Genomic DNA, 25,040 nt, shown 5'->3' with positions numbered 1-25,040 from the left:
GCCGGCTGACAGCGCGACCGTCAGACGCTGTCCCACTGCTCGTCGGCTGCATCGGGGATGCAGTGATACCCGATCACAGGAGTCCCCCGGTTCGCCACGCCGCCGTTGACGTTGAGGCAGGGACCGAGAGCACTCGTGATCTGGCCGTTGGCCTGCTGATTCCACTGCTGGTTGGTCGCGTTGTTCTGACAGGGTGCGAGGGTCACCGGGGTGGTGTCCGCTGCGTTGGCGATGCTCAGGCAATTCCCGGCGACGGCCACGTTCTGGATCTGTCCGCCGTTGATAGTCCACAGCTGGGAGTGAGATCCGTTGCAGGGATTGATCACCGTCGCGGTGTTGCCGCCCCCAGGGGCGTCGAGACACCAATTGCCCATTCGGCTCCGCAACTGGACCTGATCGGCGGCACTCACCACACCAGCGCTGAGCAGCGCGACACCGAATGCTGCGCCGGCGACGACAAGGGCCGGCCGCACATTGCCCATCGACTGTGATTCGTGCATTTAGCTCCATCCACTTGCCTTGGTCCATCCTCACGCGCCGCAGGCTGCGCAGGCTAGACCGCTTCAGTCGTCCGGCTCCAGCAGCACGTCGGCGTCGAAGCAGCTGTGGTCGCCGGTGTGGCAGGCGCCGCCGACCTGGTCGACGAGCAGCAGCACCGCGTCGCCGTCGCAGTCCAGCCGCACCGAATGCACGTGCTGCGTGTGGCCGGATGTCGCCCCCTTCACCCACTGTGCGCCACGTGACCGCGAAAAATACGTGCCTTCACGGGTTTTCAGAGTGCGGGCCAGCGCCTCGTCGTCCATCCAAGCGACCATCAACACGTCGCCGCTGCTGCGCTCCTGGACGACGGCGGCGAACAGCCCGTCGGCATTGCGCTTGAGGCGCGCGGCGATAGCGGGATCCAGCGTCAACGCACGGTGATCCCTTCTGCGGCCATGGCCGCCTTCACCTGGCCTATTGTCAGCTGCCGGAAGTGAAAAACGCTGGCGGCCAACACCGCATCGGCACCCGCGGCAATCGCAGGAGCGAAATGTTCCGCTGCACCTGCGCCTCCGCTGGCGATCACCGGCACCGTCACCGCCGCGCGAACCGCCCGCAACATCGCCAAATCGAAGCCGGCCTGGGTACCGTCGGCGTCCATCGAATTGAGCAGGATCTCCCCCACTCCGAGCTCGGCGCCGCGGGCCGCCCAGTCGACGGCGTCGATGCCGGCGCCGCGCCGCCCGCCGTGGGTGGTGACCTCCCAACCCGACGGCGTCGGGTCCGAGCCGGCCGGCACAGTGCGGGCGTCGACGGACAACACGATGCACTGAGACCCGAACTGATTGGCCAGCTCGGCCAGCAGCTCGGGGCGGGCGATGGCGGCAGTGTTGACCGACACCTTGTCTGCCCCCGCCCGCAGCAATACGTCGACGTCGGCGACCGTACGCACTCCGCCGCCCACAGTGAGCGGGATGAACACCTGCTCGGCCGTGCGGCGCACCACCTCCAGCATGGTGGCCCGCCCTGACGACGACGCGGTCACGTCGAGAAAGGTCAGCTCGTCGGCGCCCTCGGCATCGTATACGGCGGCAAGCTCCACGGGATCACCTGCGTCTCGCAGGTTCTCGAAGTTGACACCTTTGACCACCCGGCCGTCGTCGACATCCAGGCAGGGAATCACCCGCACCGCGAGGCTGGTGCCGCAATAAGCCTCAGTACTCATCCGGTTGTCCAACCTTGCGCAGGGTCTCGAGCATCTGGGCATGCACACCAGGTGCGGCGGCCAAGGCCGACCGTGAATCGGGGGACCACGGCTCGCCGGCCAGGTTCGTGACGACGCCGCCGGCCGCCCGAACCAGTGCTACACCCGCCGCGTGATCCCACACATGATCGCCGAAACTGATTGCGCCGCCAAGAATCCCGTCGGCGACATAAGCGAGGTCGATACCGGTGGCGCCGTGCATCCGCAGCCGCGACGACACCCGGCTGAGCTCTTCGAGCACCGCTAGCCGGTAGCGGCCCGGGAATCGGCCGCGCGAGTCGGCACTGAAGGTTCCGACACCGATGATCGATTCGGTGAGCTCACCCTTGGCCAACGACGGCTGCGGCACACCGTTTTTCATCAGTGGACCGCCGGCGACCGCGACGTAACGCTCGCCGGTGAACGGTAACCAGGTCAGGCCGGCCACCGGATCTCCGTCGTGCAGCAGACCCAGCAGAATCGCGGCCATCGGCGAACCGGCCGCGTAGTTGAAGGTTCCGTCGACCGGGTCCAGCACCCACACCCACGTCGAATCGAGCTCCGCTCCGCCGAACTCCTCACCGTGCACGCCGATTCCGGTGGTCTTCAACAACGCGTCGCCGACCTGGCGCTCAATCTCAAGATCAACCTTGGTGGCGAAGTCGTCGCCCCGCTTGCTGACCGCGGAGTCCGCGCGGTGCCCGACGACGAACGGTTCTGCGGCAGCGTCCAGGATCGCCGATGCCTCGGCCACCAGCGCGTCGAGATCCATTGCCGCACTACCCCGCCACGGCTGCCAGCGCCTGCGGCAACGTGAATCGCCCGGCGTAAAGCGCCTTGCCCACGATTGCGCCCTCGACTCCGCTGCCGGTCAGCGTGGCAATGGCGCGCAAATCATCGAGGCTGGACACGCCGCCGGAGGCGATCACCGAGGCCTCGGTGCGCTCGGCGACCGCGCGCAGCAAGTCGAGGTTGGGCCCGGTCAACGTGCCGTCCCTGGTGACATCGGTGACAACGAACCGCGAACACCCTTCGCTATCGAGGCGTTTCAGCACTTCCCACAGGTCGCCGCCGTCGGTCTCCCAGCCGCGGCCGCGCAGCCGATGATCGCCGTCGACGATTTGGACGTCCAGCCCGACCGCGACTTTGTCGCCGTGCTCGGCGATCATCGCGGCGCACCACCGGGGATTCTCCAACGCGGCGGTGCCGAGGTTGACCCGCGCGCATCCGGTCGCCAGGGCGGCCGTCAACGAGTCGTCGTCGCGGATACCGCCGGACACCTCGACCTGCACGTCGAGCTTGCCCACCACCTCGGCCAGCAGCTCACGGTTGGAGCCGCGGCCGAACGCGGCGTCCAGGTCCACCAGGTGAACCCATTCGGCCCCGCCGCGTTGCCAGCTCAGCGCGGCGTCCAGCGCTGAGCCGTACTCGGTTTCGCTGCCGGCGCGGCCCTGCACCAGACGCACCGCCCGACCCCCGACCACGTCGACGGCGGGCAACAAAATCAACCCCACGGCTATAACCCCTCGACCCAATTGCTCAACACGGCGGCCCCGGCGTCCCCGCTTTTCTCCGGGTGGAACTGGGTGGCAGCCAGCGGCCCGTCTTCAACGGCGGCCAGGAACGGCACCCCATGGGTGGCCCACGTCAGCAGCGCCTCGGATCGGCCTTCCCACCGTTGCGCCGCATAGGAGTGCACGAAGTAGAACCGGGCGTCGGCGTCAAGCCCTTTGAGCAGTGCGGTGCCGGGCGCCGCGGCCACCACGTTCCAGCCCATGTGCGGGATCACCGGTGCGTCCAACCGGGTCACGGCACCGGGCCACTGCCCGCAGCCGTTGGTCTGCACGCCGAATTCCACACCGCGGGCGAACAGGATCTGCATGCCGACACACACGCCCAGCACCGGTCGCCCGCCGGCAACGCGCTGCGCGATCACCCGGTCGCCCGCTATCCCGCGCAGCCCGGTCATGCAGGCCTCGAAGGCGCCGACGCCCGGCACCATCAACCCGTCGGCGGCCGCAGCGGCGTCCAGATCGGCCGTGACGTCCACCGACGCGCCGGCGCGCTGCAGCGCACGCTGGGCCGACCGCAGATTGCCCGAGCCATAGTCGAGGACCACAACCGACTTGGCTTTCACCGGTGTACCGCCCAGGAAGTCGCGGCATTTATGCCAGGGAGGAGTGGGCGGTGTTGTCGGATCGCGGCGGTAGCTTTCGCCGCATGAGCGTCGTCCCCTATCGGGACAGGTTGCGCCCCGGCGCGGCGGCGCTGGCCGCGTTGCTGGGAGAGTGGGACCGCTGCCGGTGGGCGTGGAATCAAGCGGTTGCGCGGCTCAACGAGTCCGGCGAATGGGTGCGCGATGACGTGCTCACGAGTTGGCGCCGCGAGCATGACTGGCTGCGCGAGGGCTCGGTCGTGGCCCAACAGCAGATGCTGCGCAACTTCCGCGCCAAGCGGGCAAAGGGTCAGGGGCGTCGCAAGTTCAAGTCCGCCAAGCGCACTCTGCCGAGCCTGAACTACACCAGGCGAGGATTCGCCATCAAAGATCGCCGGTTGTATCTGGCTGGCGGGCTGTGCATTCCGGTGGTGTGGTCGCGCGAGTTGCCCTCTGATCCCGGCAGTGTGCGCGTCTATCGCGACAGCATCGGGCATACCAAGGTCGCCCGGCAGCGGCGGGACGCAGCGCGTAAGTGGGCGAGAAAAGTCGTTGCCAACTACGGGGCGTTGGCGGTTGAGGACTTCAAGCCACGATTTTTGGCTGAGTCTCGGATGGCGCGCAAATCTGCCGACGGCGCCATCGGCGCCACCAAGGCGGTGTTGATTGAGTATGCCCGGCCTGCGGGCCGAAAGGTGGTGTTGGTGCCGCCCGCCTACCCGACGATGACGTGCAGCGGTTGTGGCGCGAGAGCCACGTCCCGCCTGCTGCTGTCGCAACGGGTTTTCGTTTGCGGGTCCTGCGGAATGATCGAGGATCGCGACCGAAACGCTTCCAGAGTGATTCTGGACAGGGCTGGTCTCAACCCTGCCGGTGCTGAAGCTGTAAGACATTCAGATCTCCTCGAGGTCCGTGTGCTTGCCGAGCCGGAAATCCCCTTCCAATAGGGCGGGGGGATGTCAAAGGGTCCCTTTGGTGGACGGCACACCCGACACCCTCAGATCGGCCTCGACTGCCTGACGCAATGCGCGAGCGACGGCCTTGTACTGCGCTTCGGTGATGTGGTGCGGGTCACGACCGTAGAGGACGCGGACATGCAGCGCGATACGGGCGTTGTTCGCCAGCGTCTCGAACACGTGCCGGTTGACGACGGTGTGGTAAGGCACGGTGTTACCGGCGATTGTGAAGTGCCGCAAGTGATCCGGTTCACCGGTGTGCACACAGTAGGGTCGGCCGGACACGTCGACTGCAGCGTGGGCGAGCGCCTCGTCCATCGGGATGAAGGCGTCGCCGAACCGTCGGATGCCGGTTTTGTCGCCCAATGCTTTTGCCAGCGCCTGGCCGAGCACAATCGCGGTGTCCTCGATGGTGTGGTGCGCTTCGATCTCGACGTCGCCCTTGGCGCGCACGGTCAGATCGAAGCTGGCGTGGCTGCCCAGCGCGGTCAACATGTGGTCGTAGAACGGAATCCCGGTCTCGACGTGGACGTCTCCGGTCCCGTCCAGGTCGAGTTCGACGACGATGTCGCACTCCTTGGTGGTGCGCTCCACGCGGGCGTGGCGCTGCGGGCTCATGACGCTCCTAAGGGCTGGGCCAATTCGGTGGCGGCGATCTGGGCACTCGCCTGCAGGAACACGTCGTTCTCCTCGGCTAATCCGGTGGTAGCGCGTAAATACCCGGAGATACCGACGTCGCGTATCAGAACGCCCGCGTCCAGGTACCGTTGCCAGGCCGTCGGAGCGTCGGCGAACTGCCCGAACAGCACGAAGTTGGCGTCGCTGGAAATGACTCGAAATCCCATGCCACGCAACGCCGTGCTCACCCGCTCGCGTTCGGTGATCAGCGTCGCCACGCTGCCTAAGGTGTCGTCGGCGTGCCGCAATGCCGCCCGGGCGGCGGCCTGAGTAATCGAGGACAGGTGATATGGCAGGCGCACCAACAGCATCGCGTCGATCACCGCCGGGGTGGCGATCAGGTATCCGAGCCGGCCGCCGGCGAAGGCAAACGCCTTGCTCATGGTGCGGGTCACGATGAGCTTGGTCGGGTGCTCGGCGATCAGCGCCACCGCGCTGGGCTGCGACGAGAATTCGCCGTACGCCTCGTCCACGATCAGGATCCCGGGCGTTGCGTCGAGCAGTTTACGCAGATCGGGCAGCGAAACACTCTGCCCCGACGGGTTATTGGGACTGGTCACGAACACCACATCGGGCGCACGGTCGACGATCGCCGCGACGGCGGCCTCGGCGTCGAGGCTGAAGTCCGTAGCGCGCACCGTCTGGACCCATTCGGTGTGCGTGCCGTCGGAGATGATCGGGTGCATCGAATACGACGGGACGAATCCGATGGCGCTGCGCCCCGGTCCGCCGAAGGCCTGCAGCAGCTGCTGCAGAATCTCATTGGAACCATTTGCGGCCCAGAGGTTTTCCACGCCGACCCGGACACCGGTCTGCACGGTGAGGTAGGCGGCCAGGTCACGGCGCAAAGCCACCGCGTCGCGATCGGGATAGCGGTGCAGGCCGACGGCCGCATCGCGCACGGATGCGACGACGTCGTCGACCAGCGCCTTGGTGGGCGGGTGCGGGTTCTCGTTGGTGTTCAGCCGCACCGGAACCGCGAGTTGCGGTGCACCATAGGGCAATTTGCCGCGCAAGTCGTGGCGCAGCGGCAGGTCCTCGAGCGCCGGGTGTTTACTCATCGCTCGAACCTCCGCCGGACCGCCTCGCCGTGCGCGGGGAGGTCTTCAGCCTTGGCTAACGTAACTACGTGTCCGGTAACGTCTTTCAGGGCCGCCTCGGTGTAGTCCACGATGTGGATGCCGCGCAGAAAGGTCTGCACCGACAGACCGCTGGAATGCCGGGCGCTGCCCGCCGTCGGGAGCACGTGGTTGGAGCCGGCGCAGTAGTCGCCGAGGCTCACCGGTGAATACGCGCCGACGAAGATGGCGCCGGCCGAGCGGATCTGCGCGGCAACCTGATCGGCGTTGACGGTCTGGATCTCCAGGTGTTCGGCGGCGTAGGCGTTGACGGTGCGGATACCGGCATCGATGTCGTCGACCAGGATGATCGCCGACTGTCGCCCGGAAAGCGCGGTGGTCACCCGCTGGCGATGCACGGTGGTCGCCAGCTGGGTGGCCAGCTCGCTGTCGGTGGCATCGGCCAGGGCGGCGCTCGGCGTCACCAGTACGCTCGCGGCCATTTCGTCGTGTTCGGCCTGGCTGATCAGGTCGGCGGCGACATGCGTGGCGTTGGCGGTGTTATCCGCCAGGATGGCGATCTCAGTCGGTCCCGCTTCGGCGTCGATCCCGACCCGCGAGCGGCAGAGCCGTTTGGCGGCGGTGACGTAGATGTTGCCGGGTCCGGTGATCATGTCGACCGGTGCGAGTTCGGCGCCGTCGGTGTCGATGCCGCCATAGGCCAGCAGCGCCACCGCCTGCGCGCCGCCGACCGCCCACACCTCGTCGACGCCGAGCATCCGGGCGGCGGCCAGGATCGTCGAGTGCGGCAGGCCCTCGAATCGGCCCTGCGATTGCGCTTGCGGCGGGCTGGCCACCACCAGCGAGCCGACGCCGGCGGCCTGCGCCGGCACCACGTTCATCACCACGCTGGACGGGTACACCGCGTTGCCGCCCGGCACATACAGCCCGACCCGTTCGACCGGAACCCACCGCTCGGTGACGGTGGCGCCCGGGGCCAGCGTCGTCGTGGTATCGGCGCGGCGCTGGTCGGCATGCACGGCACGGGTGCGCTCGATCGCCACCTCCAGTGCGACCCGGACATCGCGGTCCAGCCCGGCCAGCGCGGCGTCCAGCTCGGTGGAGGGCACCCGCACGGTCGGCGGCCGCACCCTGTCAAACGTCTCGCCGTATTCCAGCGCGGCCTGCGCGCCCCGCTCGGCGACCGCCTCGACGATCGGACGCACCGATGGCAGCGCGGCATCCACGTCCACCCCGCCGCGGGGCAACGCCGCGCGCAGCCGGGCAGCCGACAGCTCGACGCCCCGCAGGTCGATGCGTGCCATCACGTTCACGTCGACCATTGTCCCAGAGCAGAGCAACTGCGTATCGGAGCGGTAGGCTGACCGCCATGTCCGCCAAGGATCATCCCAACAATGTCCCAGGCGTGCCGATGCTTTTCCCGCCCTGGTTCGAGCGATTCCAAGTCAAGTACTTCAACCCCGCAGTGAAGCCGTTCGCCCGCTATCTGCCGACGTTCTCGGTGATCAAGCACCGTGGCCGCACATCCGGCGCGCCCTACGAAACGATCGTGACTGCCTACCGGAAAGGCAACGTGTTGGCCATTGCGCTGGCCCACGGGAAGACCGACTGGGTCAAGAACGTGCTGGCCGCAGGCGAAGCCGACGTGCATTTCATCCGCAAGGACGTGCACATCACCAACCCGCGGGTGCTGCCGGCCGGCTCCGACGGCGAGGGGCTGCCGTGGCCGGCGCGGCTGCAGGCCCGCCGGGTCGGGGTTTTTGTCGCCAATATCGCCTGAGTCGCACTCCATCGTCTGCAATGCAGCGAAGGATTGCACACAACTCACTGCGACGCTCACCGTCGGCCGCCCTTGGAGGACCCACCCGCGCGACGGTCACGCAGCCCGGCCAGCCCCGTGTCCGCTTGCGCCTCCAGCTCTGCCCTGGCGGCCTGTTAGCGGGCCACCGCGGCCGCGACCTCCTCGACCTCGGCGGCTGACAGCGTGATGGTCCTGGTCCGACCCGCGTCGGTGAAGGTCACTCCAAAAGAGCCGCACCCCATTCATTGTGACTGCCGACCGATACTGATCTGACGGCTCGACCACTCTCCCGAGACCCAGACCGGCGCTTCTTGCGCCTTTCCCGACGAGAGCGCGGTCGGGTCGCTCGGCGGGGTCGATGTCGCAACGCAGTCGCAGCCCGCGCGCACCGGGCTTCACCCTCAGGGATAGGGTGCCGATAACCGTCTTTCCGCTTATCCCCAGGCGGACTGGTTGGCGGCCAATTCCTCTTCCCATTCCGGCGGGAGCGCCAGCCGATCCGGTGCCGGGCCCACCGGTCTGCGGGCGTTGTAGGCCAAAGTCGCCGCCAGCCAGCCGCTGGCCATCACCAAGGCCGCCGCTGACCGCTCCCCGTCCTTCTCCTCTTTTCCCTTCTGCTTCTTGCCCCCCCGATTCCCGTCGTGGTCATCCGTCACACCGCTCACCGCGCCCCGTCCGGACATCGTGCCCATCGTCGCCTCTTGCATCGCCATTCCCGGTGGCAGGGCGCTGACGGCCGCCGGGGCGGCGCCGGCCTCGGCGGCCGTCAGCGACACCGCCACTGGCTCAGCGTCCGCGGCGGCCGTCGCCCAGCTTGGCGGCACCGACACCATCCCGACCGAGGACGCCTGGCCCACCGCCGCGCGCGGCCCGAGCAAAGCCGTCTTCCCCAGACCCCCGAGCGCGTTTTGCCCGCCGACACCGAAGAGGGCGTCACGCGGCCCCAGCCCTTCGAAGTTGGTGTAGCCGAGGATCCCGCCGCGCACGGCGAATTCCCTGAACCAGCCGTAAAAGTTCGCCCCGGCGGTATAACTGGCGGTAAACCAGCCGAACCCGTTAGAAGGATTACCTGTCGCCTGATTCAGCCAGCCATCAGCCTGTTCGAATAAACCGCCGGCATCGGTGTTCAAGAACGACATTAGGTCCGACCACCAGTTCGGCACACTCGATGTGGCCGATGCCAGCGTCTGGCTGTGGGTGGCGGAGCTGGCGGCCTGGGCGACCGCACCGGCCTGGGCGCCCAGCCCGGCCGGGTTGGTGGTCGGTGGCGGCTCGCGGAACGGCGCCAGCGCGCTCGCCGACGACGAGGCGCCGGCGTAGGTGTACATCGCTGCGGCGTCTTGCGCCCACATCTCGGCGTAGTGAACTTCGGTGGCCATGATCGCCGGGGTGTTCTGTCCGAAGAAGTTCGTGGCGGCCAGCGCCGCCAGCAACGCCCGGTTGGCGGCGATCACCGCTGGAGGCACCGTGGCGGCGAACCCGGCTTCGTAGGCGGCCACGGCCGTCATGGCCTGCATCGCGGTTTGCTCGGCCTGCGCGGAGGTGTTCTGCAGCCACTCCACATACGGCGCGGCCGCACCCGTCATCGCCGCCGACGCGGGGCCGGACCAGGTCTGGCCGGCCAGCCCGGAGACCGCCGAGGTGTAGCCGGATGCCGCCAACTCCAGTTCGTCGGCCAGCGCGCCCCACGCCGCCGCGGCCGCCAGCATCGGTCCCGACCCGGGGCCGGCGTACATCCGCCCGGAGTTGATCTCCGGGGGAAGCAATGCAAAATCCATTGTGGTGTGTCGCTCTCGTGTTAGGCGGGTGCGAAAATCTCCGACGGGACAGTCCGGTCAGCCGGCCGCGGGCGACCGGGGCACCACACTGGGGCGCCGCGACACCGCGCGGGCGGTCGCGCCACCAAGACCCCGCCCGGCCAGTGTGCCCAGCATGGTCTCGCCGAACGCTCCGCCCGGAAAGCCCCCGACGACACCCGAGGCGGCAGGCGCGCTGGCGACCGGCAGGGTGAAGGAGGCGGGAGTGACCGCCGAGGCGGGCATCGCCCAGGTCGGCGGCGCCGACAACGCTCCGATCTTGATTGCCTGGCCCACGCCCGCGCTCAGCCCTGCGCCGCCGAAGCTGCTCAGGGCTGGGCCGCTGAAACTGCTCAGCCCTGTGCCGCCGAAACTCAAACCCGCCGGTCCCAGGAACGGCGGGGTCAGCGTCTCGAAGAGGCCGGCGGGGTTTTCTGCTATCCACGTGAACAGACCGACCCCGTTGTTGGCATTGCTGAGGGCGTTCGCGGCATCGGCCCAGGCGGCCGCGCCGTTGCCGAATGCTTGTCCCCCGTAGCCGGCAGCCTGGTTAGCTAAGCCGTCTCCATTGACGAGGTCGCCATCTGAGAGTATCTGTTGCAGCCACGATGGGAGGTTCGATCCGGTGCTGTTGCCGGTGGCCTGCGCGACCGAGGCGGATTGAGCGGCCTGTCCGGCAGGGTTGGTGTTCTGCGCCGGTTGGCTGAACGGGGTGAGTCCCGAAGCGGCCGACGACGAACGGGCGTAGCCGTGCATCGCAGTAGCGTCCTGGGCCCACATCTGCGCGTACTGGCGCTCGGTCTCGCCGATCGCCGCGGTGTACTGCCCGAAGAAGTTGTTCGCGATCAGCGCGCTCAGCAGGGAGCGGTTGGACGCGATCACCGGCGGGGGCACATGAGCGGCCAGCGCCGCGCCATGAGCGCTCGCAGCCGCCTTGGCCTGGCCGGCCGTCTGCTCGGCCTGCACCGCGGTGTCGTGCAACCAGGTCACGTACGTTTGAGCGGCGGCCGCCATCGCCGTCGACGACGGGCCTGCCCACCGCGCGGCAGCCAGTCCTGAGACCACCGAACTGTATTGGGCTGCCGCAGAGTGCAATTCGGCGGCAAGCGAGTCCCAGGCCGCCGAGGCGGACAGCAGCGACCCCGCTCCGGGCCCGGTGTACATGCGCCCGGAGTTGATCTCCGGCGGCAACAAACTGTAATCAACAAACATCGTGCTTCCCGTTCTCCCTGCTCTTGATCTTCGTGGCGCCAGCCGATTTCGATGTGGTGCGGCTCGTCATCTGATCGGACCGACCGTGCGGGTTCTCGACCGTGCGGGTTGCGGCGGCTGCGGATCATGACCGCGGCCCGCGTTTGAGAATCCGCCACCGACGCGTGCTCGGTGAACCTCCAGCCAAGTAACCAGTTCTCGCACGGGAGCTACGTAAGCCCGCCGCGGTGAATCGAAGGTTGCCGCAAGCTGGAAATTTCCTGTTTTAACGTTGACAATTCCCTGGAAGCGTGAAATTTGGTCGTGGGGATGTGATTTCGAGTAGGAGCAGGACCGTCGCGCCGCGATCGCAATAGCGACTCTTGAGCCGGCGAGGCGACCCCCGTGGCGGCGCAGCGCACGAAGATGACGACTAACGTTCACCTGCGCTTCGCCCGACGCACCACCGCGGTTAAACGCCGGTGATCACGCTCATGAAGCTATGAAGCATGCAAGATGGCTATTCACGGTCGCCGGTGCGGTCGCGGCAATCGGCTTGGGCGCGCCGGCGCACGCCGATAACGCCGACACCGCATTCCTCGATCAACTCGATCAGGCCGGCATCGAATACGCCAATGCGCAGGACACCATCTCCATGGGCAAGGAGGTGTGTGCCCGACTCGCGGGGGGGCGTTCGCCGACCGTCATCGCGCGGTCGCTGAAGATCTCGAATCACCACCTCTCGGCGAATAACTGCGCTCAATTCGTCGCGATCTCCGCACAGGTGTACTGCCCCGCCCAGCTGCCGGCCGCGGGCGCCGGCGGCTAAGGGCTGTCGATGGACATCGCGCGAGTAGCAATGGCGCGAAGACCCAGACCTCGGACGTTGCTGAACACTGCCGACGGGAGGGCGCATCGTCGTGGTCCCGCCACGGGCGCGGCGACACGCTTTTGTCTCGCAAAGCATTTCAAGAAACCGCTGAGTTCGTCACGTGGCGAACCGGCCAACATCTCGTCATTACCACGGAGGGAACAATGACAGCTGTGAAATCGCTTCTGGCCGCCGCCGCGCTGGTTGGCTTGATCGGCGTGCCCGCGCCTGCCGCCGCGGATCCCGGTGACACCGCCTTCCTGGGCTCGCTCGACAAGATCGGGATCCGGTATCCGGATCCGGCCCAAGCCATCAGCGGCGCCAGGCAGGTGTGCGACTACGTCGCGCAGGGGCACACCGCTAACCAGGCCGCACGCGGGGTGAGAAACGCCAACCCCAACTTGTCGGTGACGCAGGCGTCGCAATTTGTGGCGGTCGCTCAAGCGATCTACTGCAACCAGCCCCCCGCCGCGGCCCAGTCATAACGTCCGCTTTTGGGCGTTGCAGCCCGAACAACCTCTCAACCTTCTCCCCGGAGCGCGTTATTCACGAATGACGTTCGGCGGCAACTGAATCACCGTGAAAGCCTTCGGGTTAGCTGCTCGTTGCCCGCTCTGACCCGACTTCCGCAGATAGTGGGCACACGGTTCGCCGAATTTCGACGTTGAGTAGCGCAAACGTGAGCGAAACTGGTTTTGCTCAGCGGGCGGCCCCGAACGGTGTTGGGTCGCCTGACGTCCCGCGTTCTTCGTCGCGGGTGAACGAACGGATCATGTCTGTGGTCCTGGGCTGGGGTGGCGGGTTGTCTCACGCTGCCGGACGCCCGATGCGGCCTGCGTGGTCATGCGGCCTGCGTGGCCGGCCTCAACGTGGGCCAGGCGAGCGACCAGGGCCGAACGCCGGCGGGACTTGACGAACCATTCTGCTTCACTCCACCAGCATGGCTCTTCTGCCGACTGCTCAAACCCCGTGTGCGAATTACGGGGTCAGCCGTGGGCTAGCCGCCACCGCCACCGCCGGCCGGCCCTGGCGGACAGTACGCATCCTTTGCGAGATCGACGAATTGAAGGGCCTGCTTCGGCGATAGTTGGGGGTTCTCCTCCGCGACTTTTTGCACGGTTTCGTCGAAAGGATGCCGCCCCGCGATGATATACGAGCAAACCCCTTTGCCGCTGGCGATAGCTTGATCCGCGCTCGGGAACCCGATACCGACTTCATGGAGCGCCTGCAGAAAATTATCGTCGCGGGAGTCGTCATCTGCGTGCGCCACGGCGGCGAAACCGGCCAAACTGATCACACCGACCGCAGCCAAAAGCAGCTTCACCACGAGCATCGTATCTCCCATCTTGAGATCCGAACAGTCCGGCGCTTCGATGTCAGGAAAAGCATAGAGCAGGACGCGATCCGCGCGTATCTTCGCAACGACTCCGCAATCGGGAGTCCGCCCAGCGACGGTCGCCTCGCCAGGGCCCGCGGACGGTCCGCCGAGGCGTGGAACGGCCCCATCGGCGCCATGTTCACCTGGCTCGATCCCACCACTGACATGACCCCGAGTCCCTGGCGTGGTTGAGGGAAAGCCAGGTTGCCGATGCGCCCTCCGAACAGCTCAATAACAAGGACCGCGGCGGCCGCCGGGGGGTGATGATCCCGGCGTCAACGAGGAGGCCCTGATTGCAGTATGTTGCTCGCGCGACCGACACGAAATTGGGCGCCATCGTCAGCGACAACTCGGGATTGGCGTTTTCACCCCGCGTGAAGGCTGGATGAAGATGTGTCCCCGCGCCAGATACCGGCATACCTCTTTGCCGCCGTTATGCCCTCGGTCGGGTTCGGGAACTGTCCACCGATGTGGTGGAGCGAACTGAAGAGCTCAGTGTCACCGGGATCCGCATCGGCGGGCGCGGCGCGCCGCCGGCAGCCAAAAACGATCTCACAACGGTCATTGTCTCCTCTGCGGCGACAGTAAGTTTTCCGGCTCGCCCCTATGGGGAACAAAGTTATTTCCCGAAATACCTTATGCGACAGAGTATATCGCTGCGCGGGCACGGAGATCATGGCGATGTGCCCGTTGGCTGCAATCATTCACGCGGTGTTGAGCTGCGGGTAAAGTTCACGTCACTCGCCGTCCGGTGTGCGGCATCGGAGGTTAACCCGGTCTTTGTGGAAGCTCAGGTGTGGGCGGTCCTCCACCTGGTCCCTGCCGCGTGTGGTAGGTCTCGGGTGATCCGCCATGAAGACCCACAAGGACGGCCGTGACGACCGTACCGACTTTTTCGCGTGGCCGACACCGCCGATACCGTGGTGTCGGCCAGATCCGCCGGAGGAAATCGCGTCGGCGTTGGCCGATATCGCTGGCCGGGGCCCCGAGGGGTTGCCGGCGATGAGCGCCGCGGGCGGGAGACCGCCGTCCGCGCCAGCGCGCCTATTCTGGGCGGAAGGGGCGCGGCATGACTCGTGATGAACTTTTCGCCTCGATCGTGGCGACACGCCCCGGTCGCGATGACCTTGTGTACCTGGAGCGCTGCGGCGACTCCTACAACGGGCGAATGGTGATGGCCGCCGAAGTCCCGCCTGCGACTGCCGCGCCGGACGTGTAGATGTCGATTTCCGCGGTCTGGCCCCTTGACGAACCGGCACAGCTGCGGGCGTTCTTCGACGACCTGCTGGCCGAACTCGAGTCGATGGCCAATACCGCAGACCGGTGCCGGTGGCCGCTCGACGAGCCCGGGCCGCACCACCACTGAGCGGCCGGGGACATGGTCGACTATCGGATCACCGCGCGGGAGCGCACACGGTTCAAGCGCTGCCGACGGCAGTGGGATTTCGCGTCACCGCACCGACGGAACCTGCGATCGACCGGATTCGTCGAGCCGGCGCTGCCCGCTGCTCTCAAGGATGCGCTGGCGGTGTACTACTACCCGGGCACCTGGGGCTAGCGACGCTTGGTCGCTAGGCCGTTGACGGGTGAGCCGAGTTTTTATGCGGGGATGCGGGCGTGGTGAATGTATTCCTTGACGTGTCGGTCGATGGTTCGCAGCGCCTGGCGTAGCGGCAGCGGGGCCGGTGGCGCGTTTGCGGCCAATAGTGGACGCAGCAGCCGGTTGTGGACTTTGGTGTAGAAGATCGCGAAGGGTTGCCCGTCGCCGCTCAGCACGTAGGTGTGGGAGTGTTCAAGCCGCATGATCAGCCCTTTGAGGCGAAGCCGGCGCAGATCGTAGCTGCAACGCCCTTGTCGGTAGGGTTCGTCGTGGAGTTGGGCGGCGATGAGCGGACGCAGTGTTTTGTTGCTGAACCCGCCGATCAGGTTCGCGGTGATGGCCGGGGCGGCCGGCCAGGGCCATGACCCGTGGGTCGCCGAAGCGTAGGGCTGGGGCCCTGCGGCCGTCCACAAGAGACGGTCGCGCGATCCGCTCAAAGGCTGGACTCGCAAGGACGCAGGCCCTGGCCGACATGTTCATGGTCCAACAATCGGCGGTTGACGTCACGGGCTTTGGCCTGCAATTCGTCGAGATGGGGTAGTCGTCGCAGCACACCGAGATCGGTGGGGTCGTTGATGACCGTCTCGATGCGCAGCGCCCGCCCTTCTTTGAAGTACTCCTTGACGCGGGAGTGTTTGTAGCCGGCGTTGATGGTGACATCGACGCCGCGGGTGACGACCCGGGCAGCAAAGACGCCGGTCGTCGTCGACCGGACGGCCCGGCCGAAGATCGGTTCTACTTGTTCGGGGCGGCCCGGGTCGAGATTGTCAGCGGCGAGCTCCTCGAAGAACACCCGCCCGTCATGGGGCCGGTCGAACACCAAGGTCCGCGACACCTGGATTTGGCGCATCGACAACTCCCGCCAATACCCGGCGGCGCGATCGGCCGGTCCCAGCGGCAACGGCAGCCGTGACATCCACCGCTCAAAGAACACCGTTATGGCACCGGGGCCAAGGCGGTCGCAGATCTCGTGTAGCGCGCTGTGATCGGTGCAGGTGGCGAAACCGTTGGCCAGCGGCGTGAACCCGATCCCAGACTGGGCGGCGCGGCGTTTGGCCCATTCGTGGCCGTTGAGCCACACCTTGATCGGGTACGGAAAGTAGGTGCAGATCTTGATGAACGCCGACCCGAAATCGGCGTCCCAGACATAGAGGTAAAAGCACGTCACCCGCCGATCAGCCCGATCCCACACGAAGTGCGGCGCCCCACCATTGCGGGCCGCCCTGGTGGTGCAGGTGGCGACCCGCTGGAACTCTTGGGCCACCCCGATCGCGGCCACCCCGGACCGGCCGGTGGCCTCTTGTCTGGCCAGGTGTTTGCCCATCACGGTGATCGTGCGGCCGCCCTTGGCGAAGCGCACCACCGGAATGTGGTTGTCGGCGGCGAAGCGGCGCACCGCCTCCCCGAACCGTTGCCCGTTGCGGTTGACCACCGCCGGAGACGGGATCGGGAATCCCCGCGCCGCCAAAAACCGCACCACCTGCCCGCCGACCTGCAGGCTGCCACCTCCGCGCTGAAGCGACCGGCCGCTTGGGCCGGCGTCGGACCGCTACGCAAGTACCGCATCACCGCAAGCTGCGCGACCAACCCGACCACCGCCTCGACGGTCCGAGACCGGCCTCATTAGTAGGAAGGGCATACCGTGGGCATACCGGCTCGTACGACGAGGACCCGCCCCAGTCGCCCGCGCCGGCGACGCGCTCAGAAAACAATGCTCAGATGGGCCGCAAGGCGCGAGTAGAAAGATCCCCCCGCTCGACGGACCACCCTAAGTCGGTAATGAAAAACATCACGCGCTGACGGCGTGTCCGCGGAGAAGATCGTCTCGTCGACGTTGGCGCCCCGTGCGGCAAGTTCGGCGATCTTTGCGTCGTAGTCGTTACCGGTGGTGATCGCGGCCTGGAAGATCGACCGGTTGGTGGTGACGCCCACGACGTTCTTCTCGTGGATCAGCTTCTGCAGCGAACCGGTGTCGAGGCGATTGCGGGCGAGGTCATCAAGCCAGATTGAGACGCCGGCTTCCGAAAGCTGTGCGGTGGGGGTTGCGTTGGTCGTCGCTTCTTCCTTCAAATATCGAATACGTTGGCTAGTTTGCGGTCGCGCCGCGGGACGGCCCAGTGGACGGTCCCGCGGCGCGCCGGCCGCAATGCAGTTGAGGGGTTAGTTGCCTGCGGCGGCGATGGAGTCCCTGGCGGCAGCAACAACCGCTTCTGCGGTGATGCCGAACTCCTGGAACAGGCGCTTGTAGTCCGCCGAGGCGCCGAAGTGCTCAAGGCTGACGGAACGGCCGGCGTCGCCGACGAATTCCTTCCAGCCCAGGGCCAACCCGGCCTCGACCGAGACGCGGGCGGTCACGGCGGCAGGCAGCACGGACTCGCGGTAGGCGGCGTCCTGCTTGTTGAACCACTCGACGCACGGCATGGAGATCACGCGGGTGGGGATGCCTTCGGCCTGGAGTGCTTCTCGGGCCTGGACCGCCAGCTGGACCTCGGAGCCGGTAGCAATCAGCAGCACCTGAGCCGGGACGGTAGCGCTGTCCTTGGAGGCCTCCGCCAGCACGTAGCCACCCCTGGCCACACCGGCTGCGGATGCGAAGGTGTCACCCTCGGCTGCACCTTCGCCGCGTGCAAAGGTCGGGACGTTCTGACGGGTCAGCACGATCCCTGCCGGGTTCTCGTGGTTCTCCAGGATGGTCTTCCACGCGACGCCAACCTCGTTGGCGTCGCCGGGACGAACGACATCCAGTCCGGGGATCGCACGCAGGGTCGACAGCTGTTCCACCGGCTGGTGCGTCGGGCCGTCCTCGCCCAGGCCGATGGAGTCGTGCGACCACACATAGACAGACGGCACACCCATCAGTGCGGACAGGCGGATGGCCGGGCGCTGGTAGTCACTGAAAATCAGGAACGTGCCAGAGAACGCGCGGGTGGGGCCGTGCAGCGAGATTCCGTTGACGATCGACGCGGCAGCGTGCTCGCGGATGCCGAAGTGCAGAACCCGTCCATAGGGGTTGCCCTTCCACGCATTCGTCGAGCGGGAGACCGGGATGAACGACGGCGATCCCTCGATGGTGGTGTTGTTCGACTCGGCCAGGTCGGCCGAACCACCCCAGAGTTCAGGCAGGACGGGGCCGAGGGCGTTCAGAACCTTGCCGGATGCTGCACGGGTCGAGACGTCCTTGCCGGCTTCGAAGACGGGCAGGACGCCGTCGACGCCGTCGGGAAGTTCCCTGGCCTCGATGCGCTGCAGGAGCGCGGCGCCTTCCGGATTGGCGGCCTGCCAGGCCTCGAAGGACTCGTCCCATTCGAAATGTGCGGCCGCTCCGCGGTCCACTGCCGCGCGGGTGTGAGCCAGGACCTCCTGGTCGACCTCGAAGGTCTTGGCAGGGTCGAAGCCCAGCACTTCCTTCACCGCTGCGACTTCGTCGGCGCCCAGCGCAGAACCGTGGATCTTGCCCGTGTTCTGCTTCTTCGGGGCGGGGTAGCCGATGATGGTGCGCAGCGAAATGATGGACGGCTTCGAGGTCTCGGCCTTCGCGGCCAGCAACGCCGAGTAGAGCTCTTCCACGTCTTCCTTGTACTCACCGGTCCGGGTCCAGTCCACCCGCTGGACGTGCCAGCCGTAGGACTCGTAGCGCTTGAGAACGTCCTCGGTGAAGGAGATGTCGGTGTCGTCCTCGATCGAGATGTGGTTCTCGTCGTAGACCACGACGAGGTTCCCCAGCTCCTGGTGCCCGGCCAGGGAGGAAGCCTCGGACGTCACACCTTCCTGCAGGTCGCCGTCGGAAGCGATCACCCAGATCGTGTGGTCAAACGGGGAGGTTCCCGGGGCGGCGTCGGCGTCGAGCAGGCCGCGCAACCGACGCTGCGAGTACGCGAAACCAACCGACGACGCGAGACCCTGGCCCAGCGGCCCAGTGGTGATCTCCACGCCCTTGGTGTGCTTGTACTCCGGGTGGCCCGGCGTCAGCGAACCCCACGTGCGGAAAGACTGCAGGTCCTCCAGCTCCAGCCCGTAGCCGGCGAGGAATAGCTGGATGTACAGCGTCAGCGACGAGTGGCCCGGCGACAGGATGAACCGGTCACGGCCCACCCAGTCAGGGTCGCGGGGGTCGTGGCGCATCAACTTCTGGAACAACAAATACGCCGCCGGAGCCAGACTCATCGCCGTGCCCGGGTGACCGTTCCCGACCTTCTCCACCGCATCCGCGGCCAAAACCCGGACGGTGTCCACAGCGTGCTGGTCCTCGACCGTCCAGTTCAACGGTGAAGGTGTGGAATTTGGCGCGGTAAGGATCGCACTTGCAGTCTGAGTCACGATTTCTCCCCTTCGATTCGGTTATCGGCCCGGAGCGGCCGCACGGATGCTTCTGGTTGGTTGGGACGATCGCGTTGACGTAGATGATCGCGAACCAAACGGGCAGCGGTAACACTTTTTTCTGACGGTTCTGACTACCCTTTAGGACTGGTCGGACGATTCCACCCCGGGTAGACTGCGGAGAATGGGCGGAACCACCAACCAGCCCCTGAAGGCAGCCACCCTGCCCCTTGCAGACCTGCCGTGGCCGCTTTTGCAGGCCGTGGCGTCATTGGCTGAAGCCCCCCTGATCCAGATAGCGGAGCGGCTACGTGCTGCCACGCTCCCCTACTTGGGAAGCAGCGCGCTGGTCATCTTCACGGAAGACTGCCCGGGGCGGCCGCAGAAGAAAGCGGGCGCGGAAGAGATCATTTCCCGGGTCTCCATCGCCGAGCTTGACACGCTTCGCGCAGGCCTTTCGGATGAGACACCCTGGTCCGGGGAAGCCGAGCTCGCCGGCCGGCCCCGCCCCGTACTCGCCATGAAACACTCCTCCAGCGGTGCCCTCCTCGTCCTCACGGATCCGCACCCGGCCGATCCAGAGCACAACGCCGGGCTGGACTTGGTGACGTATCTGTGGCGCATTGCTGCCCAGCGGATTCAGGAGAAAGTGGCCGATGCGCCGCCGTCGTACCTGCTGGAATCGCGGGCGGCGTCAGCTGAACGCCTCCGCGTGACGGCGGAACTGACCGATCTGCACTCCACGACCCTGAAGACCCTCCTGGCAGCCCTGCGCTCCTCCTCCTTGGACGATGCATCAGCCCGCTCAACCGTCACTGACCTCGCCGTCAAGGCCTTGGTCGGGCTCCGGACCCTCAGCGACCGCACGACGGACCTGGTGGAAGTGCCCGTCGCCATAGCCTTCGAACGCCTGCGGGAGGATCTGCGGCCGCTCACGCGCTTCAGCGGCGTTGAGATCGAATTCATCGAACCGCCGCAGGATGGAAGAGCCTTGCCCGGCGAAGTTGCCCACGCGGGACGGGCCATCGTCCGCGGACTTGTGCTGGCCATGATGGAACAACCCGACGTCAGCAGGGTACGGACGCAGTGGGACTGCGACGGCGAAAACCTGCTGATCAACGTTCGCGACGACGGCCCTGGCATGCTCGCCGCCGACGCGCCGAGCATCGCCCGCCTGGACCGCCGGGTCCAGGCGCTCTCCGGACAACTGCGGATCGACGTCATGCCACGCTGGGGTGCAGACGTCTTCGTCACACTCCCCTTGGATATGCCGACACGCCCGACCGGAGATGTCGCCGGATGGGACCTTGCTGCCCGGGAGGTGGAAGTGCTCCAGCACCTTGTCGCCGGACACCGCAACCGCACCATCGCCGCAATGCTGGGGATCAGCGAGAATACGGTCAAGTTCCATGTGCGGAACTTGTTCAGGAAGCTCGACGTCGGCTCACGCACCGAGGCCATCGCACTGGCACACAGCCACGGACTCCGGTGACGCACTGAGGCGTCAATGTCACGCTGCTTTCCGGCGCACCTTGAAAGTACCGAGACCACGAACCGTTTCTCCGAAGACCCCGTCGGGGTCGAGGCGGCGGAGCTCTTCGGCGAGGCAGTCCTTGAGGGTGCGGCGGGGCAGGGAGATCCGCTGCGTGGGCTGTCCCGGCTGGGTCAGTTCAGCCACTGAGCGATCTGGCCGGGACAACAGGACATCCCCGGTGTCACGGCAGAGGCGGACACTGTGGATACCCGTCCCTGCGCGCTCGGCGACAACAGTAACCGGAGCCTTCAGAGACAACTTGAGCCATGCTGCGAGGAGCAGGGTGCTGGCTGAGTCCGAGGCGCCCTCGACGGTGACGGCTGTGACGGGCGAAGCATCCACATGGTCCAGCGCCGCCGCCAGCTGGATCCGCCAGTTCGTGAGGCGGGTCCAGGCGAGGTCGGTGTCGCCGGCCTTGTAGGTGTTCCGGATGTTCTCCAAAGCCACCTGGGGTTCGCCCTCGTTCGCGGAGTCGGTGATCCGGCGGTGGGCGATGCGTCCGATAGAGGTCTCGCTGGCGTTGTTCGGTGCGCCGCGCGGCCACCAAGCCACGGTCGGCGCATCGGGCAGCAGCAGCCCGGCAACCAGGGATTCACTCTCGGCGGCGAGTTCCCCATACCTGCGCAGGATGATGACTTCGGAGGCGCCAGCGTCCCCGCCCACCCGGATCTGGGCGCCCAGCCGGTTCGGAGCCGAAGCCCCGCCGTCGGTGAGGACGATTATCCGGCAGGGGTGTTCCCGGCTGGCTTCGTTGGCGGCTTCGATGGCCTCCTCTTCGAGCCCGGAACGGGTCACCACCACGAGGGTCAACACCCGGCTGAGGGCGATCACACCGCTCTGCTCACGCAGGGCCACGATCTTCTTGGCGATGTTCGTGGTGGTGGTGTCGGGAAGATCTACGATCATGGCCTTCTCCAGGTTCGTCCGCCGCGGGCAAGCAGCTCATCGGCCGAGGCGGGGCCCCAGCTTCCGGGCGCGTACGGTTCTGGCTGTTCGTCGAGGCTGGCCCAGTAGCCCTCGAAGGGGTCGAGGATCTTCCAGGACAATTCGACTTCGGTGTGCCGGGGGAACAGCGGCGGCTCGCCCAGCAGCACGTCCAGGATGAGCCGTTCGTACGCCTCGGGACTGGACTCGGTGAAGGAGTGTCCGTAGCCGAAGTCCATGGTGACGTCGCGGACCTCCATCTGGGTGCCCGGGACCTTGGACCCGAACCGGATCGTGGCGCCCTCGTCGGGCTGTACCCGGATCACGACGGCGTTCTGGCCGAAGTCGTCCTCACCGTAATCACGGAACAGCAGGTTGGGTGCGCGCTTGAACACCACGGCAATTTCCGTCACGCGGCGGCCCAGGCGCTTGCCGGCGCGCAGGTAGAACGGCACTCCGGACCAGCGCCGGGTGTGGATGTCCAGGCGGATGGCCGCGTAGGTTTCCGTGGCGGAGTCGGCCGAAATGCCCTCTTCGTCCAGACAACCGCGGATCTGCTCGCCACCCTGCCAGCCGCCGGAATACTGCCCGCGGGCCGAGTGGGTCGACAGGTCGTCCGGCAGCTCGACCGCGGCCAGAACCTTTTCCTTCTCGGCACGCATGTCGTCGGCGTTGAACGAGATCGGTTCCTCCATGGCCGGTCAGGGCCAGGAGCTGGAGCAGGTGGTTCTGGATGACGTCGCGGGCCGCGCCGACGCCGTCGTAGTAGCCGGCCCTGCCGCCGGTGCCGATGGCCTCGGCCATGGTGATCTGGACGGGTCAACGTAGTTGGCGTTCCAGAGCGGCTCGAAGAGCCGGTTGGCGAAGCGCAGGGCCAGGATGTTCTGGACCGTCTCTTTACCCAGGTAGTGATCGATCCGGAACACGGCGTCCGGGGGGAACACGGACTCGACGGTGTCGTTGAGCTGGCGGGCTGACTCGAGTTCGTGCCCGAATGGTTTCTCAATCACCACCCGGCGCCACTTGCCGCCCTCGGCCTGCGCCAATCCATGCCGGGACAGCTGGCGGCAGACTTGTTCGAAGGCCTTCGGCGGGATCGAGAGGTAGAACGCGTGGTTGCCCCGGGTGCCGCGCTGCTCGTCCAGCTCGTCGATCGTTGCGCTGAGCCGCTTGAACGCCTGGTCGTCGTCGAACTCGCCTTGCACAAAGCGGATGCCTCCGGAGAGCTGCTTCCACACGGCCTCGTCGAACGGGGTCCGGGCATAAGCCATGACGGACGCCTTGACCTCGGCGGCGAAGTCCCTGGCATCCCATTCGCGCCGGGCAAAACCCACCAGGGAAAGCTCGGCGGCAACAGGCCCCGGTTGGCGAGGTCGTTCTTGCGGGCCAGGTCTCCGGTGACTCCGAAGAGGATCAGGGACGACGGACCGGCGATGCGGTTCAACCGACGGTCGCGCGGATCCCGGAGCGGGTTGTGTCCGGACCTCACACTCGAATCAACATAAGTAACAGACATGGCGGAGCTTCCAGCTTTCGAACCGGTAGCGCCCGCCCGCGATGACGCCGGAGCGGGCAAGAAGTTCCACGACTGCGCCCCCTGAAAATTGCAGGGGCCCGCCGCAAAAGTGGCGTCCCGCGCCCTTAAGGGTGCGGGACGCCACCTTTGATCGGATCGCTAGGCGATGGCGGCGCGGAGTTCCTTCGCGGCCTTTGCGGGGTCGGCTGCGCCGTAGATGGCGCCGCCTGCGACGGCAACCTCAGCGCCGGCCTTCTGCACCGCGGGGATGGTGTCGACATTCACGCCACCGGCCACGGAGAACGGAACGCGGGCCGTCGCTCCGGCGGCGAGCAGTCCGTTCAGGTCGTAACCGGGCTTGGCCTGCTCGTCCAGGCCGGCGTGCATTTCCACGAACTTCGCACCCAGCGCGCGGACTTCCTTGGCGCGGGTGACCTTGTCGGCCACGCCGATCAGGTCAACGACGACGCCCTTGTTGTGGGCCTTGGCTGCCTTGACGGCACCAACGATGGTGGAGTCGTCGGCTACGCCAAGCACGGTAACCAGGTCGGCGCCGGCCTTGAAGGCGATGTCGGCCTCGAGTTCACCGGCGTCCATCGTCTTGAGGTCGGCGAATACGATCTTGTCCGGGTGGGCGGCCTTGACGGCGGTGATGGCGGGCAGCCCTTCGGCCTTGATCAGTGGCGTGCCGAGTTCGATGATGTCCACGTATTCGGCAACCTGGCCTGCCAGTTCGAGGGCGGCTTCGGTGGTCAGGAGGTCCATGGCGACTTGGAGCTTCATTGTGTGCCTTCTTTCTGTTGGGAACTGCGATGGGTATGGAACTGTGGTTGGTGTGGAAGCGGGTTGAACGGCCCGGTCACTCGAGATTGGCGTGCCGCAGCCAGAGCTCTTCGGCCTCTTCGTCGCTGTTGTCCCACAGCGACTGGAACACGGCCTCGGTGACGACGAAAAGAACCTGCTCGAACAGGGATCCGGCGTACTGGCGCGAAATACTGGAGCCGTGATCGGTCTTCTGGGCCGCCGGAATGACCACCACCGCGTCGGCGAGTGCAGCCAGCGGCGAATCCGGATTGGTGGTGAACGCGGCGATGCGCGCTCCGGCCTTCTTGGCCGTCTCGGCCGACTTGACCACGCCCGAGGTCGTTCCTGACCCCGACGCCACCAACAGCAGGTCACCGGAACTGATCGCCGGAGTGGTGGTGTCTCCGGCCACATGCACAGTCAGACCAAAGTGCATCAGCCGCATCGCGAACATCCGCAGGACCAGCCCACTGCGACCCGCTCCGGCGACGAACACCCGAGAGTGCCGGCAGAGGTGGCGCGCGAGGTCGGCCACCTGCGGTTCATCGACCTTGGCCACGGTATCCGTGATCTCGTCCCGGACGAGGGGCAGGTTGCGCTTAATGTCATCGACACTTGTCTTCAAACTCAAGATGTCTCCCCTTCAATTCGGCCATCAGGCCTGTAGCGGCCGAACGGATGCTTTCTGGTCCGACACCCATAATCCCGAAGCAAACG

General features: G+C 66.5%; 26 protein-coding genes and 2 pseudogenes. 8 read left to right on the top strand and 20 right to left on the bottom strand.

The window, feature by feature from the left end; genetic code table 11:
• Positions 1-20: 20 nt before the first annotated feature.
• The 6 genes from M5I08_RS09625 to hisH all read right to left on the bottom strand — a co-directional run bounded on the left by M5I08_RS09625 (position 21) and on the right by hisH (position 3,860).
• Positions 21-500, bottom strand: a complete 480-nt coding sequence (locus M5I08_RS09625) for an Rv1419 family lectin (protein WP_219066410.1) — start codon at positions 498-500, stop codon at positions 21-23.
• A 63-nt stretch (positions 501-563) separates the two neighbouring features.
• On the bottom strand, positions 564-911 hold the full coding sequence (hisI, locus tag M5I08_RS09620) for a phosphoribosyl-AMP cyclohydrolase (protein ID WP_219066409.1): 348 nt from the start codon (positions 909-911) through the stop codon (positions 564-566).
• Positions 908-1,705 (bottom strand): imidazole glycerol phosphate synthase subunit HisF, encoded by a 798-nt coding sequence (hisF, locus tag M5I08_RS09615; RefSeq protein WP_219066408.1) that lies wholly within the window; start codon positions 1,703-1,705, stop codon positions 908-910. Before hisF ends, hisI begins: the two co-directional genes overlap by 4 nt.
• Positions 1,695-2,495, bottom strand: a complete 801-nt coding sequence (locus M5I08_RS09610; RefSeq protein WP_219066407.1) for an inositol monophosphatase family protein — start codon at positions 2,493-2,495, stop codon at positions 1,695-1,697. The genes hisF and M5I08_RS09610 overlap by 11 nt, the downstream gene beginning before the upstream one ends.
• Before the next feature lie 7 nt (positions 2,496-2,502).
• Positions 2,503-3,237, bottom strand: a complete 735-nt coding sequence (priA, locus tag M5I08_RS09605) for a bifunctional 1-(5-phosphoribosyl)-5-((5-phosphoribosylamino)methylideneamino)imidazole-4-carboxamide isomerase/phosphoribosylanthranilate isomerase PriA (protein WP_219066406.1) — start codon at positions 3,235-3,237, stop codon at positions 2,503-2,505.
• 2 nt (positions 3,238-3,239) lie between these two features.
• Positions 3,240-3,860, bottom strand: a complete 621-nt coding sequence (gene hisH / locus M5I08_RS09600; protein ID WP_219066405.1) for an imidazole glycerol phosphate synthase subunit HisH — start codon at positions 3,858-3,860, stop codon at positions 3,240-3,242.
• A gap of 83 nt (positions 3,861-3,943) precedes the next feature.
• On the opposite strand from hisH, the gene M5I08_RS09595 reads away from it, so the two are divergent.
• Positions 3,944-4,825, top strand: coding sequence for an RNA-guided endonuclease InsQ/TnpB family protein (locus M5I08_RS09595; protein ID WP_219066404.1), 882 nt, complete (start codon positions 3,944-3,946; stop codon positions 4,823-4,825).
• A gap of 12 nt (positions 4,826-4,837) precedes the next feature.
• Here the strand turns inward: M5I08_RS09595 and hisB are convergent, their stop codons facing one another.
• Genes hisB through hisD form a run of 3 tightly spaced genes read right to left on the bottom strand, consistent with a single transcriptional unit; the run spans position 4,838 to position 7,898 of the window.
• Complete coding sequence (gene hisB, locus M5I08_RS09590; RefSeq protein WP_219066403.1) at positions 4,838-5,452, bottom strand: imidazoleglycerol-phosphate dehydratase HisB; 615 nt, start codon at positions 5,450-5,452, stop codon at positions 4,838-4,840.
• Positions 5,449-6,573 (bottom strand): histidinol-phosphate transaminase, encoded by a 1,125-nt coding sequence (locus M5I08_RS09585; protein WP_219066402.1) that lies wholly within the window; start codon positions 6,571-6,573, stop codon positions 5,449-5,451. Before M5I08_RS09585 ends, hisB begins: the two co-directional genes overlap by 4 nt.
• A complete protein-coding gene (gene hisD / locus M5I08_RS09580) occupies positions 6,570-7,898 on the bottom strand; it encodes a histidinol dehydrogenase (RefSeq protein WP_219066475.1) in 1,329 nt (442 codons plus the stop codon). The genes M5I08_RS09585 and hisD overlap by 4 nt, the downstream gene beginning before the upstream one ends.
• Before the next feature lie 62 nt (positions 7,899-7,960).
• Between hisD and M5I08_RS09575 the strand changes: the two genes are divergently transcribed.
• A complete protein-coding gene (locus M5I08_RS09575; protein WP_219066401.1) occupies positions 7,961-8,371 on the top strand; it encodes a nitroreductase family deazaflavin-dependent oxidoreductase in 411 nt (136 codons plus the stop codon).
• Between the two features lie 455 nt (positions 8,372-8,826).
• On the opposite strand, the gene M5I08_RS26320 is transcribed toward M5I08_RS09575, so the two are convergent.
• Both M5I08_RS26320 and M5I08_RS09560 read right to left on the bottom strand, forming a co-directional pair.
• Positions 8,827-10,170 (bottom strand): PPE family protein, encoded by a 1,344-nt coding sequence (locus M5I08_RS26320; RefSeq protein WP_219066400.1) that lies wholly within the window; start codon positions 10,168-10,170, stop codon positions 8,827-8,829.
• Between the two features lie 57 nt (positions 10,171-10,227).
• The gene (locus M5I08_RS09560; protein WP_219066399.1) at positions 10,228-11,400 is read right to left on the bottom strand and encodes a PPE family protein; all 1,173 of its coding nucleotides are present in this window, start codon (positions 11,398-11,400) and stop codon (positions 10,228-10,230) included.
• Positions 11,401-11,881: 481 nt separating this feature from the next.
• On the opposite strand from M5I08_RS09560, the gene M5I08_RS09555 reads away from it, so the two are divergent.
• Together M5I08_RS09555 and M5I08_RS09550 are read left to right on the top strand one after the other, a co-directional pair.
• Positions 11,882-12,208, top strand: a complete 327-nt coding sequence (locus tag M5I08_RS09555; RefSeq protein WP_219066398.1) for a DUF732 domain-containing protein — start codon at positions 11,882-11,884, stop codon at positions 12,206-12,208.
• A gap of 206 nt (positions 12,209-12,414) precedes the next feature.
• Positions 12,415-12,735: a DUF732 domain-containing protein gene (locus M5I08_RS09550; protein WP_219066397.1), complete on the top strand. Its 321-nt coding sequence runs from the start codon at positions 12,415-12,417 to the stop codon at positions 12,733-12,735.
• 512 nt (positions 12,736-13,247) lie between these two features.
• Here M5I08_RS09550 and M5I08_RS09545 read toward each other — a convergent pair.
• Complete coding sequence (locus tag M5I08_RS09545; RefSeq protein WP_219066396.1) at positions 13,248-13,583, bottom strand: DUF732 domain-containing protein; 336 nt, start codon at positions 13,581-13,583, stop codon at positions 13,248-13,250.
• 1,114 nt (positions 13,584-14,697) lie between these two features.
• On the opposite strand from M5I08_RS09545, the gene M5I08_RS09540 reads away from it, so the two are divergent.
• From M5I08_RS09540 to M5I08_RS09530, 3 genes are read left to right on the top strand one after another with little or no spacing between them, the layout of a single operon-like run.
• On the top strand, positions 14,698-14,847 hold the full coding sequence (locus M5I08_RS09540) for a hypothetical protein (RefSeq protein ID WP_219066395.1): 150 nt from the start codon (positions 14,698-14,700) through the stop codon (positions 14,845-14,847).
• The gene (locus M5I08_RS09535; protein ID WP_219066394.1) at positions 14,848-14,994 is read left to right on the top strand and encodes a hypothetical protein; all 147 of its coding nucleotides are present in this window, start codon (positions 14,848-14,850) and stop codon (positions 14,992-14,994) included.
• A 12-nt stretch (positions 14,995-15,006) separates the two neighbouring features.
• Entirely contained in the window at positions 15,007-15,186 is a 180-nt protein-coding gene (locus M5I08_RS09530) for a hypothetical protein (RefSeq protein ID WP_219066393.1), read from the top strand.
• Between the two features lie 41 nt (positions 15,187-15,227).
• Here M5I08_RS09530 and M5I08_RS09525 read toward each other — a convergent pair whose 3' ends face one another.
• The 4 genes and pseudogenes from M5I08_RS09525 to tkt form a co-directional block, all read right to left on the bottom strand.
• On the bottom strand, positions 15,228-15,641 hold the full coding sequence (locus M5I08_RS09525) for a hypothetical protein (RefSeq protein WP_249763219.1): 414 nt from the start codon (positions 15,639-15,641) through the stop codon (positions 15,228-15,230).
• A 20-nt stretch (positions 15,642-15,661) separates the two neighbouring features.
• Positions 15,662-16,708: a hypothetical protein gene (locus M5I08_RS09520; protein WP_219066391.1), complete on the bottom strand. Its 1,047-nt coding sequence runs from the start codon at positions 16,706-16,708 to the stop codon at positions 15,662-15,664.
• 311 nt (positions 16,709-17,019) lie between these two features.
• Positions 17,020-17,298: pseudogene (locus M5I08_RS09515) on the bottom strand (transaldolase family protein); the annotation flags it as partial.
• 90 nt (positions 17,299-17,388) lie between these two features.
• Positions 17,389-19,545: a transketolase gene (gene tkt / locus M5I08_RS09510; RefSeq protein WP_219066390.1), complete on the bottom strand. Its 2,157-nt coding sequence runs from the start codon at positions 19,543-19,545 to the stop codon at positions 17,389-17,391.
• Between the two features lie 184 nt (positions 19,546-19,729).
• Between tkt and M5I08_RS09505 the strand changes: the two genes are divergently transcribed.
• The gene (locus M5I08_RS09505) at positions 19,730-21,037 is read left to right on the top strand and encodes a helix-turn-helix transcriptional regulator (protein WP_219066389.1); all 1,308 of its coding nucleotides are present in this window, start codon (positions 19,730-19,732) and stop codon (positions 21,035-21,037) included.
• An 18-nt stretch (positions 21,038-21,055) separates the two neighbouring features.
• Here the strand turns inward: M5I08_RS09505 and M5I08_RS09500 are convergent, their stop codons facing one another.
• The 4 genes and pseudogenes from M5I08_RS09500 to hxlB form a co-directional block, all read right to left on the bottom strand.
• Positions 21,056-21,985 (bottom strand): glucose-6-phosphate dehydrogenase assembly protein OpcA, encoded by a 930-nt coding sequence (locus M5I08_RS09500; protein WP_219066388.1) that lies wholly within the window; start codon positions 21,983-21,985, stop codon positions 21,056-21,058.
• Positions 21,982-23,519, bottom strand: a pseudogene (gene zwf, locus M5I08_RS09495) (glucose-6-phosphate dehydrogenase). Before zwf ends, M5I08_RS09500 begins: the two are co-directional and overlap by 4 nt.
• Positions 23,520-23,678: 159 nt before the next feature.
• On the bottom strand, positions 23,679-24,302 hold the full coding sequence (gene hxlA, locus M5I08_RS09490) for a 3-hexulose-6-phosphate synthase (RefSeq protein WP_219066387.1): 624 nt from the start codon (positions 24,300-24,302) through the stop codon (positions 23,679-23,681).
• A gap of 76 nt (positions 24,303-24,378) precedes the next feature.
• Entirely contained in the window at positions 24,379-24,954 is a 576-nt protein-coding gene (gene hxlB, locus M5I08_RS09485) for a 6-phospho-3-hexuloisomerase (protein ID WP_249763218.1), read from the bottom strand.
• Positions 24,955-25,040 lie beyond the last annotated feature (86 nt).

This window comes from Candidatus Mycobacterium methanotrophicum (assembly GCF_023515995.1).
In the GTDB taxonomy this organism is placed as follows: domain Bacteria; phylum Actinomycetota; class Actinomycetes; order Mycobacteriales; family Mycobacteriaceae; genus Mycobacterium; species Mycobacterium methanotrophicum.
This window is presented reverse-complemented; position numbering and strand designations above follow the sequence as displayed.

What these genes read in the sequence shown, in the direction of transcription:
- M5I08_RS09625 (WP_219066410.1), bottom strand. Translation starts at nt 500, where the DNA reads ATGCACGAATCACAGTCGATGGGCAATGTGCGGCCGGCCCTTGTCGTC.
- hisF (WP_219066408.1), bottom strand. Translation starts at nt 1,705, where the DNA reads ATGAGTACTGAGGCTTATTGCGGCACCAGCCTCGCGGTGCGGGTGATT.
- M5I08_RS09610 (WP_219066407.1), bottom strand. Translation starts at nt 2,495, where the DNA reads ATGGATCTCGACGCGCTGGTGGCCGAGGCATCGGCGATCCTGGACGCT.
- M5I08_RS09595 (WP_219066404.1), top strand. Translation starts at nt 3,944, where the DNA reads ATGAGCGTCGTCCCCTATCGGGACAGGTTGCGCCCCGGCGCGGCGGCG.
- hisB (WP_219066403.1), bottom strand. Translation starts at nt 5,452, where the DNA reads ATGAGCCCGCAGCGCCACGCCCGCGTGGAGCGCACCACCAAGGAGTGC.
- M5I08_RS09585 (WP_219066402.1), bottom strand. Translation starts at nt 6,573, where the DNA reads ATGAGTAAACACCCGGCGCTCGAGGACCTGCCGCTGCGCCACGACTTG.
- M5I08_RS09575 (WP_219066401.1), top strand. Translation starts at nt 7,961, where the DNA reads ATGTCCGCCAAGGATCATCCCAACAATGTCCCAGGCGTGCCGATGCTT.
- M5I08_RS26320 (WP_219066400.1), bottom strand. Translation starts at nt 10,170, where the DNA reads ATGGATTTTGCATTGCTTCCCCCGGAGATCAACTCCGGGCGGATGTAC.
- M5I08_RS09560 (WP_219066399.1), bottom strand. Translation starts at nt 11,400, where the DNA reads ATGTTTGTTGATTACAGTTTGTTGCCGCCGGAGATCAACTCCGGGCGC.
- M5I08_RS09555 (WP_219066398.1), top strand. Translation starts at nt 11,882, where the DNA reads ATGAAGCATGCAAGATGGCTATTCACGGTCGCCGGTGCGGTCGCGGCA.
- M5I08_RS09550 (WP_219066397.1), top strand. Translation starts at nt 12,415, where the DNA reads ATGACAGCTGTGAAATCGCTTCTGGCCGCCGCCGCGCTGGTTGGCTTG.
- M5I08_RS09545 (WP_219066396.1), bottom strand. Translation starts at nt 13,583, where the DNA reads ATGCTCGTGGTGAAGCTGCTTTTGGCTGCGGTCGGTGTGATCAGTTTG.
- M5I08_RS09540 (WP_219066395.1), top strand. Translation starts at nt 14,698, where the DNA reads ATGACTCGTGATGAACTTTTCGCCTCGATCGTGGCGACACGCCCCGGT.
- M5I08_RS09535 (WP_219066394.1), top strand. Translation starts at nt 14,848, where the DNA reads ATGTCGATTTCCGCGGTCTGGCCCCTTGACGAACCGGCACAGCTGCGG.
- M5I08_RS09530 (WP_219066393.1), top strand. Translation starts at nt 15,007, where the DNA reads ATGGTCGACTATCGGATCACCGCGCGGGAGCGCACACGGTTCAAGCGC.
- M5I08_RS09505 (WP_219066389.1), top strand. Translation starts at nt 19,730, where the DNA reads ATGGGCGGAACCACCAACCAGCCCCTGAAGGCAGCCACCCTGCCCCTT.
- M5I08_RS09500 (WP_219066388.1), bottom strand. Translation starts at nt 21,985, where the DNA reads ATGATCGTAGATCTTCCCGACACCACCACCACGAACATCGCCAAGAAG.
- hxlA (WP_219066387.1), bottom strand. Translation starts at nt 24,302, where the DNA reads ATGAAGCTCCAAGTCGCCATGGACCTCCTGACCACCGAAGCCGCCCTC.